We start from the raw sequence: 17,559 nt of genomic DNA on the forward strand, positions 1-17,559 counted from the left end.
TACTCCTGATCAGGTGGGGCGATTGTAAACCCGCCGGTCAGTTTTCCGCACGGGACAATCTGCCGCCGCCAGGGCCCTGCGGCCCGGAATCGACCCGACGAATGGCCCGCATCAGAACAGCGAATTGGAGCCGCTGCCGGCATTCGCGTACAAGGTCAGGCAACGACTCACAGGAACTTCTTCATGGCCTTGCTCATCCCGATCCTGCTCAGCCTGCTCGCCGGTTTCGCCGTGCCCCTGCAGGCCGGAACCAACGCCCGGCTGGGCAGCCTGCTGGGGCATCCACTCTGGGCCACCGGCCTCTCGCTGCTGGTGAGCCTGCTGGCCCTGGGCGTGCTGCTGCTGTTCATCAAGGTGCCTCGGCCCAACCTGCTGGCCGCCGCCCAGGGGCCCTGGTGGATCTGGCTCGGGGGCCTGGCCGGAGTGCTCTACATCACCGTGGCGTTGCTGATGGCGCCACGCCTGGGAGCGCTCAACTTCATCATGGCGGTGATCATCGGCCAGCTACTGATCTCGCTGATCATCGATTACTTCGGCCTGGTGGGCCTGCCGCAAAAGGACATCAGCCTGCAAAAGCTCTTCGGCGTGCTGGTGGTGATCGGCGGTTTCGTGATCACCGTCCGCGGCTGAGCCTCCTCAGGGGCCGGCCACGCTGGCCAGGCGGATCTGCTCGCGCAGCCAGGCATGGGCCGGGTCGTCACGGGAGCGCCCATGCCAGACCTGGACGAAATTGAACGCCGGCACCTGCATCGGCGGCGCCAGGCGCACCAGGCCATCCTCCAGCGCCAGCTCATCCAGGGTACGACTGGCCACCGTGAGGATCAGGTCGGTGCCACGGATCATCCCCGGCGCCGTGCCCCAATGGGGCACGCTGACCACGATCTGGCGCTGCAAGCCCTTATCCCGCAGGCGATGATCGACTTCGCCGTTGAAACAGCCATCCATCGACACCTGCAAATGCGGCCGGGCCAGGTACTGCGCCAGGTCCAGGGTGCCATCGGGGCCCAGGGTCGTGCGATCCAGCAGGCAGCTGAAGGTCTCCTCGAACAGCACCTCCTTGACCACCTCCTCCGACAGGTCGGGAAACACCCCCAGGGCCAGGTCCAGCTTGCCCTGCACCACTTGCTCGAACATTTCGTGGCGGCTGCCCTGGGTCACCACCACCCGCATCAGCGGGGCCTCCTGGCGCAGGCGCACCAGTAACCGCGGCAGCACGATCGCCGCACCGTAGTCGGACATCGCCAGGTGGAAGATGCGCTGGGAAGCGGCCGGGTCGAAGTCGATGGACTTGCCCAGCAGGGTCTCGATCTGGCTGAGGATTTCCTTGAGCGGCGCTTGCAGGCTGCGGGCCAGTGGGCTGAGCAACACATCGTTGCCCTGGCGGATCAGCAGCGGGTCGTCCAGGAGCGAGCGCAGCTTGCCCAGGGAGTGGCTGATGGCCGGCTGGCTCAGGTGCAGGCGCTCGCCGGTGCGGGTCACGTGCTTCTCCGTCAGCAGCGCATCGAGCACCACCAACAGGTTCAGGTCGATATTGCGCAGGGAAACAGTGGCCATCCGGGCGTTCCAGGTTCACGGCGGGAGCGCAGGATACTCCAGAGGCCGGGGGCGGATGCAAAACGGGCGGCCCGAAGGCCGCCCGTGGCAGGTGCGGGAGGGAACTACAGGTGGCTTTCGGCGTATTCGGCCAGGATCGAGCGCGGCACCCCTTGCAGGGTGATGTGCACGCCGTTGGGGAAGTCCTTGAAGCGTTCGGTGAGGTAGGTCAGCCCGGAGCTGGTGGCCGACAGGTAAGGGGTATCGATCTGCGCCAGGTTGCCCAGGCACACCACTTTGGAACCGGCGCCGGCACGGGTGATGATGGTCTTCATCTGGTGCGGGGTGAGGTTCTGGCATTCGTCGATCAGGATCAGGCTCTGCTGGAAACTGCGACCGCGAATGTAGTTCAGGGATTTGAACTGCAACGGCACCTTGCTGAGGATGTAGTCGACGCTGCCATGGGTGCTCTCGTCATCCATGTGCAGGGCCTCGAGGTTGTCGGTGATCGCCCCGAGCCAGGGCTCCATCTTCTCCGCCTCGGTGCCCGGCAGGAAGCCGATTTCCTGGTCCAGTCCCTGCACGCTGCGGGTGGCGATGATGCGCCGGTAGCGCTTGCTGACCATGGTCTGCTCGATGGCGGCAGCCAGGGCCAGGATGGTCTTGCCGGAACCGGCGGCGCCGGACAGGTTGACCAGGTGGATGTCCGGATCGAGCAGCGCGTACAAGGCCAGGGCCTGGTAGATATCACGTGGCTTCAGGCCCCAGGCCTCCTGGTGCAGCAGGGGCTCCTGGTGCAGGTCGAGGATCAGCATCACCCCATCGCGAATTTCCTTGACCCAGCCGACGAAGCCCTGCTCGTCGATGATGAACTCATTGATGTGCACCACCGGCAGCTCGTCGTTCAACGGCACCTGGTGCCAGGTCCGGCCGTGATCCTGGCGGGTCTCGACCTTGCTCACCCGGTCCCAGAACGAACCGCTCATGTTGTGGAAGCCGTTGGGCAACAGCTCCACGTCGTCCACCAGCTGGTCGGTGCTGTAGTCCTCGGCGGCGATCCCGCAGGCCCGCGCCTTGAGGCGCATGTTGATGTCCTTGGTCACGAGCACCACGGACAAGTCCTTGTTGCGCGCGTGCAGGTCGACCAACTGGTTGATGATGATGTTGTCGTTGAGGTTGTCCGGCAGCAGGCTGTTGGGCTCGTTGCGCTTGCTCATGAGGATCGACAGCAAGCCCTTTGGATCACCCTTGCCACGCTGGATCGGCACTCCCAGCTCGACATCCTCGGGCGAGGCCTCGCCCAGGGTCTTGTCGATCAGGCGAATCGCCTGGCGGCACTCGGCGGCCACGCTGTGATGCCCGCTCTTGAGCTTGTCCAGCTCCTCCAGGACGGTCATCGGGATCACGACATGGTGTTCTTCGAAATTCAGCAGGGCGTTGGGATCGTGAATCAATACATTGGTATCGAGTACGTAAAGGATTGGCTGGTTGGAGGAAGGGCTGCGTCCGCGGTCATCCATACTCGGTCACCTTATGTGGGAGCCAGTCGACGCCATACCATCGGGTATCGCGCCTCGAAGGACCACCGAAATCCACCCATCCGGGTTGGAGGTGAGCCGCACACAAGGAGTCTTGGGAGACGCCACCTGTGTTGCAGGTTTCGGCGGTCTGAATCCGTAATACTCCAAAAAGCGTGACAGGAAAAAGCACTTTGAAGCTTTTTTGATGTTTATTTTTCAGAGTGACGAATAGCCCTTGGCGAGCGGCCCGAGCGCCGCTAAAGTCGGAAGTCCGCCTGCCTCGAAATCCCTTGCGGATTTGCCCTTTTTCCCAGGTTTTCCTGCCCTTGTCCCGTATTTACGGGCATTTGGCGTTTTTCAGCGAAACGCATCCTGGCAGTCTTCCCAGCCGATCCCGCTTTGCGCGGTCTGCTCCAGCAACCAGGGCAGGCTGGCCTTGACCCCATCCTGCTTGGCATTGAAGGCAATCACCCCACGGCGCCACAACAGCATCAGGGTCAGTACCCGCTGGCGGCTGTCTTCGGCCTTGAGCTTGCCCGGGCCGTCCTGGGCATCGATGTCCCACAACGCGACCTGCATGCCCTGGGCATTGAAGAAGCTCTGGGCGTCGGCCCGGCGCTGGCCCATGGGCGGGCGGAACAGCGGCACGTAGTTTTCCGGCAGCTTGCCCTTGACCAGGTCGGCACTGCGCTGGATCGAGTACTGCCAATCCTGCCAGTGGCTATGGGAGCGGAACTCCCAGCCCTGGACCCCGACGCACTGCTGCGAGTACAGCGCTTGCAGGCTAGCGACCGAAGCCTTGTCGAGACGGCCCTGGATATCGTTGCCCAGGACGAAGAAGGTGCCGTTGAGGTTGGACTTGCGCAGGTATTCGGTGAGCCAGGCGGTGTTGTCCGGCGCCAGGTTGGCGGCGCTATCGAAGGTCAGGAGGAACATCCGGTCGTGGAGTTCGTCGCCATTGCGCTCGTAGTCGCCCAGGCGCAAGACCTCGCTGCTGGTCTGCGGGGTCAGGGCGGCCTTGCGCAACAACTCGTCCAGGTAGCGCTCATGGAAGGTCCGGCTCGGCTCACCCCAACGGGCGTAATAGGAGTCCTCGCCCAGCTGGAACTTGCCGGCCTGCTTGCGCAGTTGCTGCATGTTTTCCACCAGGAAACAGAAGGACGCATCCTGGTCGCAGCTCTGCTGGGCGAAGTCGTAGTTCTCCAGCAGGCGCTTCCACAGTTGCTCGCGCAGGCTGCCGATGGCTTCCATGTTGATCACCCGCAAGCCCAGGCGTTGCTTCAGGGACGCTTCGTCCCAGGCTTCGCTGACCAGCAAGGCCCGGGCGAAACCAAGGATCTCGGCCCGCGAGGCAACGTCGAACAGGGTCGGGCTGTCGAGTTTTTCCGGCCAGGTGCTGCGGTCCAGGGTCGCCACATCATTGGGCGCCGCCAGGGCACCGAGGCTGAATAACCAGGCCGAGAAGAACAACGCGATACGCAAGGGGAAACCTCCAGAACAGAACCCGCGCGGCACTATAGCCGATCCCCACCTGTGCCACGCGTCAGCTATTGCCTCGATAGGTGGAGTCCGGCGGCCCGAGCCCCTAGAATCCCCCGACGCTTAAAGGAGACGCCCCATGCTGATGGTGATTTCACCCGCCAAGACCCTCGACTACGAGACCCCGCCGGTAACCCAGCGCTTTACCCAGCCGCAGTACCTCGACCACTCCCAGGAGCTGATCCAGCAACTGCGGGAACTGACCCCGGCGCAGATCAGCGAGCTGATGCACGTATCCGACAAGATCGGCGGCCTCAACGCCGCGCGCTTCGGCAGCTGGACCCCGGCCTTCACCCCCGCCAACGCCAAGCAGGCCTTGCTGGCATTCAAGGGCGATGTCTATACCGGGCTCGATGCCCAGACCCTTGGCGAGGCGGATTTCGACTACGCCCAGCAGCACCTGCGCATGCTCTCCGGCCTCTATGGCCTGCTGCGCCCCCTGGACCTGATGCAGCCCTATCGCCTGGAAATGGGCACCAAGCTGGCCAACGCCCGGGGCAAGGACCTGTATGCGTTCTGGGGCACTCGCATCAGCGAATGGCTCAACGAGGCCCTGGCCGAGCAAGGCGACGACCTGCTGCTCAACCTGGCATCCAACGAGTACTTCTCGGCGGTCAAGCGTACGGCTCTCAAGGCGCGGATCATCAACACCGAATTCAAGGACCTGAAGAACGGCCAGTACAAGATCATCAGCTTCTACGCCAAGAAGGCCCGGGGCCTGATGAGCCGCTTCGTGATCCAGGAGCGCATCAACGACCCGGCCCAGCTCAAGCAGTTCGACGTCCATGGCTATCGTTTCAGCGCCGAACAATCCAAGGCCGACAACCTGGTATTCCTGCGCGACCACGCACCGGAATAAAGCGTTCCCCCTGCCGCGCTCGTTTTCATGGCGAGCGCGCCAGAATGTGAGCACCTGCACATTCTTTTCATTCTGCCAAGTCATTTTTTTGGCGTCATAAAACCTTCATCTATTTCCATGACTTTTCTTTCACTCGACAAGAGTGATTTTTTTCAGTAGTGGCACCACTTTTTTTATCCGGTAGTGGCACAAAAATATCCCACCGCTTTAACTCCCCAGAACTAAAGGGCCAAACCCTTAGTGCTATCAAATTGCGAGCAGTGCCATCTTTCTCGATATTTCAAAAAATTTCTGAAAACAGGATGAGCGGGCAGGAACTATGCCTGCGGAGACAGCTCATACCACCGGTAACGATTCTCAACGACGCTGTACGAGATGACTTACACGGACACCCTGAAAACTAAGAAAGTTACGAAACCGCTGACAGCGGCGTAACGACAATTTGAACTAACGGAATAACAACAGGAGATAACAGCCCCAACTATCCCCTAACAAGCCAAGGAATAGCTGGCCTTCAAGGCCTCCCAGCAAGCAATTGGAGAGCACGAACCACGTGACATCCAGCCACCCACAGGAACGCGGGTGGTTTTTCGGGAGTCCTGCAGCAGGAGCCGCCGGCAACATTAAAGGGCAAATCGAAACAACAAGGACCGGTTGCGCACAACTTGAGTGCATTTATTAAGTCACTCGGAACTTAGTCTGCCTGCACAGGATATTACGGCATTTTTCGCCGTACTTCCCCGTGCACAACTACAGCTGGCAAACATTAACTCCGGCCATCTAATGGCGTGAATAACACAGAGGTAAATGCGATGCGCATCAGCATATTTGGTTTGGGTTACGTCGGTGCAGTCTGTGCCGGTTGCCTGTCCGCTCGGGGCCATGAAGTGGTTGGCGTAGATATCTCCAAAGACAAGATCGACCTGATCAACGCCGGCAAGTCGCCGATCGTCGAACCGGGTCTGGGTGAACTTCTGGAACAGGGAATCCGCACGGCCCGCCTGCGCGGCACCACCAACTTCGCCGAAGCCATCCGCGATACCGAGTTGTCGATGATCTGCGTCGGTACCCCGAGCAAGAAGAACGGCGACCTGGAACTGGACTACATCGAATCGGTATGCCGCGAAATCGGTTTCGTCCTGCGCGACAAGACCACCCGCCATACCGTGGTGGTGCGCAGCACCGTCTTGCCGGGCACGGTGAAGAACGTGGTGATCCCGATCCTCGAGGACTGCTCGGGCAAGAAGGCCGGCGTCGACTTCGGCGTCGCGGTCAACCCCGAGTTCCTGCGCGAGAGCACCGCGATCAAGGACTACGACTTCCCGCCCATGACCGTCATCGGCCAACTCGACCAGGCCTCCGGCGATGTGCTGCAAGCGCTCTACGAAGAACTCGACGCGCCGATCATCCGCAAGGACATCGAAGTCGCCGAGATGATCAAGTACACCTGCAACGTCTGGCACGCGACCAAGGTCACCTTCGCCAACGAGATCGGCAACATCGCCAAGGCGGTGGGCGTCGATGGCCGCGAGGTGATGAACGTGGTCTGCCAGGACAAGACCCTCAACCTGTCCCAGTACTACATGCGCCCGGGCTTCGCCTTCGGCGGCTCGTGCCTGCCCAAGGACGTGCGCGCCCTGACCTACCGCGCCGGCGCCCTGGACGTGCAGGCGCCACTGCTCAACTCGCTGATGCGCAGCAACGAGTCCCAGGTGCAGAACGCCTTCGACATCGTTTCCAGCCACGACAAGCGCAAGGTTGCCCTGCTCGGCCTGAGCTTCAAGGCCGGCACCGACGACCTGCGGGAAAGCCCGCTGGTGGAACTGGCGGAAATGCTCATCGGCAAGGGCTTCGACCTGCGCATCTACGACAGCAACGTCGAGTACGCCAGGGTTCACGGCGCCAACAAGGACTACATCGAATCGAAGATCCCCCACGTCTCGTCCCTGCTCAACTCGGACTTCGACGCGGTGATCGACCATTCCGACGTGATCATCCTGGGCAACCGTGACGAGAAGTTCCGCACCCTGGTCGAGGACGTCCCCCACGGCAAGCAGGTCATCGACCTGGTGGGCTTCATGTCCAAGTCGACCTGCGCCCAGGGCCGTACCGAAGGCATTTGCTGGTAACGACAGCGGCAAGCTCCGAGCTTCAAGCCGCAAGTGGGAGCACCGCACTTGCAGCTTGCCGCTTGGAGCCTGCAACTGATTTTAGGACGTTGATTATGCACAGGCTAAAACACTGCCTGCTCCAGGCCGCCGGTTGGCTGTTCTACCTGAGTCTGTTGATGGGGATGGCCCTGCTGCTGCCCGCCTCGACCTTCGACTCGCAGTCCAAGGACTTCATCTTCCTGATCGGCGCCGTGGGCATCTGGCGCTACTCCATGGGCGCCACGCATTTCGTGCGCGGCATGCTGTTCCTCTACGTGGTCTACCCACACCTGCGGCGCAAGGTACGCAAGCTCGGCAAGGCGGCGGACCCGTCCCATGTGTACCTGATGGTCACCAGCTTTCGCATCGACGCGCTGACCACCGCCCAGGTCTACGGCTCGGTGATCCGCGAGGCCATCGACTGTGGTTTTCCCACCACCGTGGTCTGCTCGATCGTGGAGATGTCCGACGAGCTGTTGATCAAGAGCCTGTGGGCGCGGATGAACCCGCCCGAGCAGGTCAAGCTGGACTTCGTGCGCATTCCCGGCACCGGCAAGCGCGACGGCCTGGCCTTCGGCTTCCGCGCCATCTCCCGCCACCTGCCGGACGAACGTGCCGTGGTCGCGGTGATCGACGGCGACACCGTGCTGGCCGAAGGCGTGGTCCGCAAGACCGTGCCCTGGTTCCAGCTGTTCGGCAATGTCGGCGGCCTGACCACCAACGAATTCTGCGAAGTGCGCGGCGGCTACATCATGAGCGAGTGGCACAAGCTGCGCTTCGCCCAGCGGCACATCAACATGTGCTCCATGGCCCTGTCCAAGCGGGTGCTGACCATGACCGGGCGCATGTCGGTATTTCGCGCCACCGTGGTCACCGATCCGGACTTCATCGCCGACGTCGAGAGCGACTCCCTGCAGCACTGGCGCCTGGGCCGCTTCAAGTTCCTCACCGGCGACGACAAGTCCAGCTGGTTCAGCCTGATGCGCCTGGGCTACGACACCTTCTACGTGCCTGACGCGGCGATCAACACCGTGGAGCACCCGCCGGAAAAGAGCTTCATCAAGGCCAGCCGCAAGCTGATGTTCCGCTGGTACGGCAACAACCTGCGGCAGAACTCCCGGGCCCTGGGCCTGGGGATCAAGCGCCTGGGCCTGTTCACCAGCGTGGTGCTGTTCGACCAGCGGGTATCGATGTGGACCTCGCTGCTGGGCCTGACGGTGGCCATCATCGCCAGCTTCAAGTACGGCACCGCGTTCATCCTCGCCTACCTGCTGTGGATCGGCATCACGCGGCTGATCCTGACCCTGCTGCTGTCCTGCTCGGGACACCGGATCGGCCCGGCCTATCCGCTGATCCTCTATTACAACCAGATCGTCGGGGCCCTGGTGAAGATCTACGTGTTCTTCCGCCTCGACCAGCAATCCTGGACCCGCCAGGACACCAAGCTGACCCGCGACCTCGCCAGTTTTCAACGTTGGTTCAACACCTGGTCGTCCCGGACCATGACCTTCTCGGCCGGCAGCGTATTCGTCGCCGTACTGCTGCTGATGGTCTGAACCGCCCTGCCTGAATGAACTAGGAAATCGACCCTATGAACACCGCAGTCAACGTCAACGTAGTCCATGAATCCGAAGCCCAGCGCCAGCACGCCCGGGTCAGGATCCCGGCCAAGCTGCGCTTCTTCGGCACCGAGGCCAAGCCCCTGGAAGTGCGGATCCACGACCTCTCCGCCGGTGGCCTGAGCTTCAACGCCGGGCAACAACTGCTGGCCGTGGGCAGCGTGCACAAGGGCCGCCTGCAATTCGTCATCGACAACCTCGGCCTGGCCATGGACGTGGAGCTGCAAGTGCGCTCCTTCGACCGCCAGAGCGGCCGCGTCGGCTGCCAGTTCCAGAACCTGGAACCCCAGGACATCGCCACCCTGCGCCACCTGATCACCTCGCACCTGGCCGGCGACATCGTCAGCATGGGCGACGTGCTCGCCACCCTGCAGCGCGACAACTTCACCAAGGCGCGCAAGACCAAGGACAACGGCAGCGGCATGAGCCCCCTGGGCCGCCTGCGGGCCGTGACCTTCAGTGCCGGGATCTTCATCGTCGGCCTGGCCGCCTTCGGCTTCATCCTCAAGTCGGTGTATGGCATGTACTTCGTCAGCCACGCCGAGGCCGGCCTGGTGAACGTGCCGGGGATGAACGTGACCATGCCGCGCGACGGCACCGTGCAAAGCCTGGTGCAGGCCAACGGCAACGTGGCCAAGGGCGCGCCCCTGGCCAGCTTCAGCACCAGCATGCTGGATGTGCTCAAGGGCCACCTGGACGAGAACCAGCTACAGCCGGCCAAGGTCGAGGAGCTGTTCGGCAAGCAGATGACCGGCACCCTGACCTCGCCCTGCGACTGCACCGTGGCCCAGCAGCTGGTGGCCGACGGTCAGTACGCCAGCAAGGGCGACGTGATCTACCAACTGGTGCCACGGGGCAGCCTGGCCACCGTCGAGGCGCGCTTCTCCTACCGTCAGTTCGGCGACGTGCGCCCGGGCACCAAGGTCAACCTGCAGATCGCCGGGGAAGACCAGGTGCGCACCGGCACCATCGTCAGCAGCACCAGCCTCAACGGCAACGACCTGTCTTCGGATATTCGCGTGCAGATCAAGCCCGACGCGCCCCTGGGCAGCGAGTTCGCCGGCCGCCCGGTGGAGGTCAGCAGCGACCGCGGGCCTTCGATGAACTGGCTGATCGACAAAGCCATGGCCGCGGGTCTGTAACCATGAACACGCCTACTCAACTCGCGGTGTTGCCGTTGGTGGCCGCCCTGGCCCTGGCCGGTTGCGCCGGCCTGCCGGACCAGCGCCTGGCCAACGAAGCCCTCAAGCGCGGCGATACCGCCCTGGCCCAGCAGAACTATCGCCAGCTGGCGGACCTGGGTTATAGCGAGGCGCAAGTGGGCCTGGCGGATATCCAGGTGGAGAGCCGCGACCCGGCGCAGATCAAGCAGGCCGAGGCCACCTACCGCGCCGCCGATACCTCGCCACGGGCCCAGGCGCGCCTGGGCCGGTTGCTGGCGACCAAGCCCGGGGCCAGCGAAGCCGAACAGCACGAAGCCGAGGGCCTGCTGAAGAAGGCCTTCGCCAACGGCGAAGGCAACACCCTGATCCCCCTGGCGATGCTCTACCTGCAATATCCCCACAGCTTCCCCAACGTCGACGCCCAGCGGCAGATCGGCCAATGGCGCGCCGCCGGCTACCCCGAGGCCGGGCTGGCCCAGGTCCTGCTGTATCGCACCCAGGGCACCTACGACCAGCACCTGGACGAGGTTGAGAAGATCTGCAAGGCGTCGCTGAACAGCACCGACATCTGCTACGTCGAGCTGGCCACCGTCTACCAGAAACGCGGCCAGGCCGAGCAGCAAGCCGAGCTGGTCAAGCAACTGCAAGCCAGCCATGGCCGTGGCGCCGTCAGCGCCCAGCGGGTCGACAGCGTGGCCCGGGTCCTGGGCGACGCCAGCCTCGGCAAGCCCGACGAGAAAACCGCCCAGGCCCTGCTCGAGCAGGTGGCCCCGGTGTACCCGGCGTCCTGGGTCAGCCTGGCGCAACTGCTCTACGACTTCCCCGAACTGGGCGACGTCGAACAGATGATGAAGTACCTGGACAACGGCCGCGCCGCCGACCAGCCCCGCGCCGAACTGCTGCTGGGCAAGCTCTACTACGAGGGCAAGTGGGTGCCGGCCGATGCCAAGGTGGCCGAGCAACACTTCAAGCAAGCCCAGGGCCGCGAGGTCGCCGCCGACTACTACCTGGGCCAGATCTACCGCCGTGGCTACCTGGGCCAGGTGTATCCGCAAAAGGCCCTGGACCATCTGCTGACCGCCGCCCGCAACGGCCAGAACAGCGCCGACTTCGCCATTGCCCAGCTGTTTTCCCAGGGCCGTGGTACCCGCCCCGACCCGGTCAATGCCTACGTCTTCAGCCAATTGGCCAAGGTCCAGGACACCCCCCAGGCCAATGAACTGGCCCAGCAACTCGATGAACAACTGCCCCCCGGCCAACGCGCCGAAGCCCAGCGCCTGCTGCAACAGGAACAGGCCGTGCGCGGCACCCTGGCCCAGAGCACGCTGCAACTGCAGGCCCTGCAGGAAGAAGACGGCGAGGAATCCCTATGAAACGCTCTACTCACCTTGTAGCCGCTGCCGCAGGCTGCGACCGCCAGGCCCCCTTGCGCCTGTCGAAACTGGGCATGGCCCTGGGCGTCGCCCTGGCCTGGTCGACACCCTCTTTCGCGGCACTGAGCGAAACCAAGAACTTCGGCCTGGAAGTGAAGATCACCGCGCAATCCGAGGACGACCGCGACCTGGGTACCCAGCGTGGCGGCGACGTCAACGGCATCGGCCTGGACCTGCGTCCCTGGGTCTATGGCGAAAGCGGCAACTGGAGCGCCTATGCCATGGGCCAGGCGGTGACCTCCACCGACGTGATCGAGACCGACACCCTGCAGCAGTCCAGCGACGATGCCAGCCAGCAGTCGGCCAACGACGACCGCAAGGCCAAGAAGAACTACCTGGCCCTGCGCGAATTCTGGGTCGGCTACAGCGGCTTCACCGCCTACCCCGGCGAGCAACTGAAGTTCGGCCGCCAGCGCCTGCGTAACGACGATGGCCAATGGCGCGACACCAACATCGAGGCGCTGAACTGGACCTTCGACACCACCCTGCTGCGGGCCAACCTGGGCCTGGCCGAGCGCTTCAGCGAATACCGCACCGACCTCAAGGAACTGGCGCCCAAGGACAAGGACCGCCTGCATGCCTACGCCGACGTCGCCTACCAGTGGACGCCCGGCCAGTGGGTGGGCATTCGCGCCCACCATACCCACGATGACGGCAAGCTCGACTATGCCGAGCCCGGAGTCGCCAGCGACCCGCTGGACAAGAAGCAGAACGGCGACCTGACCTGGCTCGGCCTGGAAGCCAACAGCGACGCCTATAACTGGCGCAACACCAATACCGTCAACTACTGGGCCAGCCTCACCGGCATGCGCGGCGACCGCGACACGGTCAACCCGCTGAACGCCGACGGCAGCCGCCCGACCCAGGCCAAGCGTGGTGAAAACCTCGACGGCTGGGCCACCGTCCTGGGCGTGCGCCTGCGCCTGGACCCGAACTGGCAAGTGGGCGCGGCCTATGCCCGGGCCAGCGCCGAGTACGAGCAGAACGGCCTGCAAAGCAACCGCTCCAATTTCACCGGCACTCGCTCGCGGGTGCACCGCTTCGGCGAAGCCTTCCGGGGCGAAATGAACAACACCCAGACCGCCACCCTGTTCGGCTCCTGGCAGTTGCGCGAGGACTACGACGCCAGCCTGGTCTACCACAAGTTCTGGCGCGTGGACGGCAACAAGCCGGTGGGCAGCAATGGCATCAATGCCGTGCACAACGACTACGACGACACCACCGGCGCCCTGCTGGGCAGCACCTCGCTCCCCCTGCAAGACGGCAAGAAGGACCTTGGCCAGGAGATGGACCTGGTGGTCACCAAGTACTTCAAGCAAGGCCTGTTGCCGGCGGCCCTGAGCCAGTCGATCGACGAGCCCGCGGCCCTGGTGCGTTTTCGCGGGGGCGTGTTCAAGCCCGGCGACGCCTACGGCAAGGACGTCGACTCCTATATGCACCGCGCCTTCATCGACGTGATCTGGCGCTTCTGAGGCCAGCCATGAACGGAGTCCCCCAGATGCATCGCCATCCCCACACCCCGCTGCACAAAGGCTCCCTGGGCCTGCTGGCCGGTGCCCTGCTGCTGGCCAGCGGCACGGCCCTGGGCAACGTCGAGACGGCCAAGGCGCCGACCGTCGTCAAGGAGCTGCAACAGGCCAAGACCTACACCGTCAGCAGCGCCCCCAGCGAACCGCTGGCCCTGGCCAAGCCAACCCTGCCCGACCTCTCCGGCTACACCGCCGAAGCCGTGGCGGCGAAGATCGTGCGCAGCAAGCCGGGCAAGATCAGCGTGCGGCGGATGATGCAGGAAGACGCCCTGAAGGACTTCATCGGCGGCGACAACAAGATGGCCGAATGGGTGGTGCGCCAACACGGCATTCCCCAGGCGATCTTCGTCGACGATGGCTACGTCAACCTCAAGGACCTGGCAGGCAAGCTGCCCAAGCAGTACATCAGCGAAACCTCCCCTGGGGTCTACCTGGCCCGCCTGCCGATCGTGGTCGGGCGCCACGGCATCCTGGAGATCGACCAGCAGACCCGCGAGCTGCGCCTGTCCCAGGAAGCCGGCGCGTTCCTGGTCAACGATGGCCAGCTGTTCGTGCGCGACACCCAGGTCACCGGCTGGCGCGAGAAGGACAACGGCCCGGCGACCTTCCGCTCGGCCAAGGAATTTCGCCCCTTCCTGCTGGCCTGGGGCGGCACCCAGACCTACATCGCCAACAGCAAGATGGCGAGCTTCGGCTACGCCAATTCCAAGTCCTACGGGGTGAGCATTTCCCAGTACACGCCGAACATGGCCAAGGTGCTCAAGCGTCCCGAGCCCACTGGCTGGATCATCGACTCTGCGTTCTCGGACATGTGGTACGGCTTCTATTGCTACGAGACCGAAGGCTTCGTGCTCAAGGGCAATACCTACCGCGACAACATCGTCTACGGCATCGACCCCCACGACCGCTCCCACGGCCTGATCATTGCCGAGAACACCGTCTACGGCACCCGGAAGAAGCACGGCATCATCATTTCCCGGGAGGTGAACGACAGCTTCATCTTCAACAACCGCAGCTACGACAACCACCTCTCGGGGCTGGTGATCGACCGCAACAGCATCAACAACCTGATCGCCTACAACGAGATCTACCGCAACCACACCGACGGCATCACCCTGTACGAGAGTGCCGACAACCTGATCTACGGCAACAAGGTGGTCAGCAACCGCCGCCACGGCATCCGCATCCGCAACAGCGTCAACATCCGCCTCTACGAGAACGTCGCCATGGCCAACGGCCTGACCGGGGTCTACGGCCACATCAAGGACCTGACCAACACCGACCGCGACATCAAGCTCGACCCGTTCGATGCCCAGGTCTCGCTGATCGTGGTCGGCGGCGAGCTGGCGGCCAACGGCAGCGGACCGATGTCCATCGACTCGCCCCTGAGCGTGGAGCTGTACCGGGTGTCGCTGCTGGCACCGACCAAGAGCAGCGGCATCAGCTTCTCCGGCGTGCTGGGCGAGCGCCAGGACGAAATTCTCGACCTGCTGGTACGCCAGCGCAAAGCCGTATTGATCGACCCCGTCGAACGCCAGACCGAAATGCGCGATTGAGGATGACTTGCATGTACCCACACTTGATCAAATTCCTGGGCTTGTCGGCCCTCGCCGCGGGCATCCTCGCCGCCAGCGCCACGGCCCGGGCCGATGAGGTCGCCGCCCCGTCATTCAAGGCCGAGCCGTGCTGCAACCTGTGCCCGGCCGCCCACGATGCGAAGAACTACGTGACCCGCTACCAGCAGAACTTCACCACCCTGGTACAGGCCCAGGGCGACTGGCTGTTCCGTACCCAGGAGGATTTGCGTACCGAGTTCGACACCACACCCGAAGGCTATCGCCGCCTCAAGCAGTTGCACGAAGCCTTCAAGAGCAAGGGCGTGGAGCTGGTGGTGGTCTACCAGCCGACCCGCGGCCTGGTGAACCGCAACAAGCTCAACCCGGCGGACAAGGCCCGCTTCGACTACGACAAGGCCCTGGCCAACTACAAGGCCATGCTCGGGCGTTTCGCGCAGATGGGCTACGTGGTCCCGGACCTGTCGCCGCTGACCGACGAGCAATTGCCCGAGACCCTGCCGGCCCACGACTTCTACTTCCGTGGCGACCAGCACTGGACCCCCTACGGCGCCCAGCGCACGGCGCGGATCGTCGCCGACAAGGTCAAGCAACTGCCGGCGTTCGCCGACGTTCCCCGGCGCGAGTTCGAGACCCACAAGTCCGGGCGCATGGGCAAGACCGGCACCCTGCACAACATGGCCGGGCAGCTGTGCGGCACCAGCTATGCGATCCAGTACATGGACCAGTTCACCACCGAGCCCAAGGGCGAAGCCGGCGATGGCGATCTGTTCGGCGACTCCGGCAACCCGCAGATCACCCTGGTGGGCACCAGCCACAGCGGCAAGAACTACAACTTCGCCGGTTTCCTGGAAGAGGCCATCGGTGCCGACATCCTCAACGTCGCCTTCCCCGGCGGCGGCCTGGAAGGTTCGATGCTGCAATACCTGGGCAGCGAGGAGTTCCAGAAGAACCCGCCGAAGATCCTGATCTGGGAGTTCTCGCCGCTGTACCGCCTGGACCAGGAAACCATCTACCGGCAGATGATGGCGCTGCTGGACAACGGCTGCGAAGGCAAGCCGGCGCAGATGAGCGCCAGCACCACCTTGAAGCCCGGCAAGAACGAGCTGCTGGTCAACAGCCAGAACAAGGACCTGCGCAACAGCGCCCACCAGGTGGACATCCGCTTCGCCGACACCTCGGTGAAAACCCTGCAGGCCACCCTCTGGTACATGAACGGCCGGCACGAGGACATCAAGATCGAAAAACCGGAGACATCCGACACCGACGGGCGCTTCGCCTTCGAACTGCGTACCGACGAGGACTGGGCCGCGCAAAACCTGCTGGCGGTGGAAATCCAGGGCCCCGAGGCCGGCACCGCCGGGCAGAAGGTCGAAGCGAAAATCTGCAAACGCAATGTGTTCCCGAGCGCCGAGCAACGTACCGCGCAGATCGGGCAGTGAGGTTATCCATGCAAAGCACACGCGTGACACAACTACTGATACCGGGCCTGCTGGGCCTGGCGATGGTCGCCGGCAGTGCCCAGGCCGCCGCGCCGCTGCGCCCGCCCCAGGGCTACTACGCCCCGGTAGACAAGTTCAAGACCAGCGACAACAGCGACGGCTGCGATGCGATGCCGGCGCCCTACACCGGCGCCCTGCAGTTTCGCAGCAAGTACGAAGGCTCGGACAAGGCGCGGGCGACTCTCAACGTGCAATCGCAGCAGGCCTTCCATGACAGCACCGCGGACATCACCAAGATCGAGCGCGGCACCAGCAAGCAGGTCATGCAGTTCATGCGCGACGGTCGTCCGCAACAGCTGGACTGCACCCTGAACTGGCTCAGTGCCTGGGCCCAGGCCGACGCGCTGATGTCCAGGGACTTCAACCACACCGGCAAGTCCATGCGCAAATGGGCCCTGGGCAGCATGGCCTCGGCCTACCTGCGGCTGAAGTTCTCCGACTCCCATCCCCTGGCCACTCACCAGGAGCAGGCGCAGAAGATCGAGGCCTGGTTCGGCAAGATGGCTGACCAGGTGGTCAGCGACTGGGACAACCTGCCCCTGGACAAGACCAACAACCATTCCTACTGGGCCGCCTGGTCGGTGATGGCCACCGCCGTGGCCACCAACCGCCGCGACCTGTTCGACTGGGCCGTCAAGGAATACAAGGTCGGCGCAGGCCAGGTCGACGCCGATGGCTACCTGCCCAACGAACTCAAGCGCCAGCAACGGGCCCTGGCCTACCACAACTACGCCCTGCCGCCGCTGGCGATGATCGCCAGCTTCGCCCAGGTCAACGGCGTCGATCTGCGCCAGGAAAACAACAGCGCGCTCAAGCGCCTGGGCGAGCGGGTGCTGGCCGGGGTCAAGGACCCGGACACCTTCGAGCGCAAGAACGGCAAGCAGCAGGACATGACCGACCTCAAGGTCGACGCGAAATTCGCCTGGCTCGAGCCCTTCTGCAGCCTCTACACCTGCGCCCCGGATGTGCTGGAACGCAAGCACCAGATGCAGCCGTTCAAGACCTTCCGGCTGGGCGGTGACCTGACCAAGGTCTACGACCCGGCCTTCGAGAAGGGCAAGAAGGGCTCGTGATACCTGGACCTCAAGACGCAATACCTGTAGCCGCTGCCGAACTCCAGCGAGGCTGCGCCAAGGCT

13 protein-coding genes are annotated in these 17,559 nt (G+C 63.7%); 10 read left to right on the forward strand and 3 right to left on the reverse strand.

All coding sequences use genetic code 11. The features are described 5' to 3' along the window. The first annotated feature begins 183 nt into the window (after window positions 1-183). The gene (locus CAG11_RS10365; RefSeq protein ID WP_085596238.1) at window positions 184-630 is read left to right on the forward strand and encodes a DMT family transporter; all 447 of its coding nucleotides are present in this window, start codon (window positions 184-186) and stop codon (window positions 628-630) included. Between the two features lie 6 nt (window positions 631-636). On the opposite strand, the gene CAG11_RS10370 is transcribed toward CAG11_RS10365, so the two are convergent. The 3 genes from CAG11_RS10370 to CAG11_RS10380 all read right to left on the reverse strand — a co-directional run bounded on the left by CAG11_RS10370 (window position 637) and on the right by CAG11_RS10380 (window position 4,535). After that, window positions 637-1,554: a LysR family transcriptional regulator gene (locus CAG11_RS10370; RefSeq protein ID WP_022642444.1), complete on the reverse strand. Its 918-nt coding sequence runs from the start codon at window positions 1,552-1,554 to the stop codon at window positions 637-639. 104 nt (window positions 1,555-1,658) lie between these two features. Next, window positions 1,659-3,053 (reverse strand): PhoH family protein, encoded by a 1,395-nt coding sequence (locus CAG11_RS10375; RefSeq protein ID WP_022642443.1) that lies wholly within the window; start codon window positions 3,051-3,053, stop codon window positions 1,659-1,661. Between the two features lie 357 nt (window positions 3,054-3,410). Further along, complete coding sequence (locus CAG11_RS10380; RefSeq protein WP_085596239.1) at window positions 3,411-4,535, reverse strand: polysaccharide deacetylase family protein; 1,125 nt, start codon at window positions 4,533-4,535, stop codon at window positions 3,411-3,413. A gap of 136 nt (window positions 4,536-4,671) precedes the next feature. On the opposite strand from CAG11_RS10380, the gene yaaA reads away from it, so the two are divergent. The 9 genes from yaaA (at window position 4,672) to CAG11_RS10425 (ending at window position 17,494) form a co-directional block, all read left to right on the forward strand. Beyond that, window positions 4,672-5,451: a peroxide stress protein YaaA gene (yaaA, locus tag CAG11_RS10385; RefSeq protein ID WP_085596240.1), complete on the forward strand. Its 780-nt coding sequence runs from the start codon at window positions 4,672-4,674 to the stop codon at window positions 5,449-5,451. An 812-nt stretch (window positions 5,452-6,263) separates the two neighbouring features. Further along, window positions 6,264-7,580 carry a nucleotide sugar dehydrogenase gene (locus CAG11_RS10390; RefSeq protein ID WP_022642440.1) on the forward strand — a complete coding sequence of 439 codons (1,317 nt, stop codon included), beginning with the start codon at window positions 6,264-6,266 and terminating at the stop codon, window positions 7,578-7,580. Between the two features lie 95 nt (window positions 7,581-7,675). Next, window positions 7,676-9,157, forward strand: a complete 1,482-nt coding sequence (gene alg8, locus CAG11_RS10395) for a mannuronan synthase (RefSeq protein WP_085596241.1) — start codon at window positions 7,676-7,678, stop codon at window positions 9,155-9,157. A gap of 35 nt (window positions 9,158-9,192) precedes the next feature. After that, window positions 9,193-10,362, forward strand: coding sequence for an alginate biosynthesis protein Alg44 (locus CAG11_RS10400; RefSeq protein ID WP_022642438.1), 1,170 nt, complete (start codon window positions 9,193-9,195; stop codon window positions 10,360-10,362). Between the two features lie 2 nt (window positions 10,363-10,364). After that, a complete protein-coding gene (gene algK, locus CAG11_RS10405) occupies window positions 10,365-11,756 on the forward strand; it encodes an alginate biosynthesis TPR repeat lipoprotein AlgK (RefSeq protein ID WP_085596242.1) in 1,392 nt (463 codons plus the stop codon). A gap of 74 nt (window positions 11,757-11,830) precedes the next feature. Further along, a complete protein-coding gene (locus CAG11_RS10410; RefSeq protein ID WP_256578560.1) occupies window positions 11,831-13,288 on the forward strand; it encodes an alginate export family protein in 1,458 nt (485 codons plus the stop codon). A gap of 8 nt (window positions 13,289-13,296) precedes the next feature. Beyond that, the gene (gene algG, locus CAG11_RS10415; RefSeq protein WP_371857888.1) at window positions 13,297-14,901 is read left to right on the forward strand and encodes a mannuronan 5-epimerase AlgG; all 1,605 of its coding nucleotides are present in this window, start codon (window positions 13,297-13,299) and stop codon (window positions 14,899-14,901) included. Between the two features lie 11 nt (window positions 14,902-14,912). Next, entirely contained in the window at window positions 14,913-16,361 is a 1,449-nt protein-coding gene (locus CAG11_RS10420) for an alginate O-acetyltransferase (protein WP_085596244.1), read from the forward strand. 8 nt (window positions 16,362-16,369) lie between these two features. After that, on the forward strand, window positions 16,370-17,494 hold the full coding sequence (locus CAG11_RS10425; RefSeq protein WP_085596245.1) for a mannuronate-specific alginate lyase: 1,125 nt from the start codon (window positions 16,370-16,372) through the stop codon (window positions 17,492-17,494). Window positions 17,495-17,559 lie beyond the last annotated feature (65 nt).

This window comes from Pseudomonas sp. B6(2017) (genome assembly GCF_002112765.1).
GTDB lineage: Bacteria > Pseudomonadota > Gammaproteobacteria > Pseudomonadales > Pseudomonadaceae > Aquipseudomonas > Aquipseudomonas piscis.

Excerpts from the sequence above, each read along its gene's own strand:
- CAG11_RS10365 (WP_085596238.1), top strand. The coding sequence starts at position 184 with ATGGCCTTGCTCATCCCGATCCTGCTCAGCCTGCTCGCCGGTTTCGCC.
- CAG11_RS10370 (WP_022642444.1), bottom strand. The coding sequence starts at position 1,554 with ATGGCCACTGTTTCCCTGCGCAATATCGACCTGAACCTGTTGGTGGTG.
- CAG11_RS10375 (WP_022642443.1), bottom strand. The coding sequence starts at position 3,053 with ATGGATGACCGCGGACGCAGCCCTTCCTCCAACCAGCCAATCCTTTAC.
- yaaA (WP_085596240.1), top strand. The coding sequence starts at position 4,672 with ATGCTGATGGTGATTTCACCCGCCAAGACCCTCGACTACGAGACCCCG.
- CAG11_RS10390 (WP_022642440.1), top strand. The coding sequence starts at position 6,264 with ATGCGCATCAGCATATTTGGTTTGGGTTACGTCGGTGCAGTCTGTGCC.
- alg8 (WP_085596241.1), top strand. The coding sequence starts at position 7,676 with ATGCACAGGCTAAAACACTGCCTGCTCCAGGCCGCCGGTTGGCTGTTC.
- CAG11_RS10400 (WP_022642438.1), top strand. The coding sequence starts at position 9,193 with ATGAACACCGCAGTCAACGTCAACGTAGTCCATGAATCCGAAGCCCAG.
- algK (WP_085596242.1), top strand. The coding sequence starts at position 10,365 with ATGAACACGCCTACTCAACTCGCGGTGTTGCCGTTGGTGGCCGCCCTG.
- CAG11_RS10410 (WP_256578560.1), top strand. The coding sequence starts at position 11,831 with ATGGCCCTGGGCGTCGCCCTGGCCTGGTCGACACCCTCTTTCGCGGCA.
- algG (WP_371857888.1), top strand. The coding sequence starts at position 13,297 with ATGAACGGAGTCCCCCAGATGCATCGCCATCCCCACACCCCGCTGCAC.
- CAG11_RS10420 (WP_085596244.1), top strand. The coding sequence starts at position 14,913 with ATGTACCCACACTTGATCAAATTCCTGGGCTTGTCGGCCCTCGCCGCG.
- CAG11_RS10425 (WP_085596245.1), top strand. The coding sequence starts at position 16,370 with ATGCAAAGCACACGCGTGACACAACTACTGATACCGGGCCTGCTGGGC.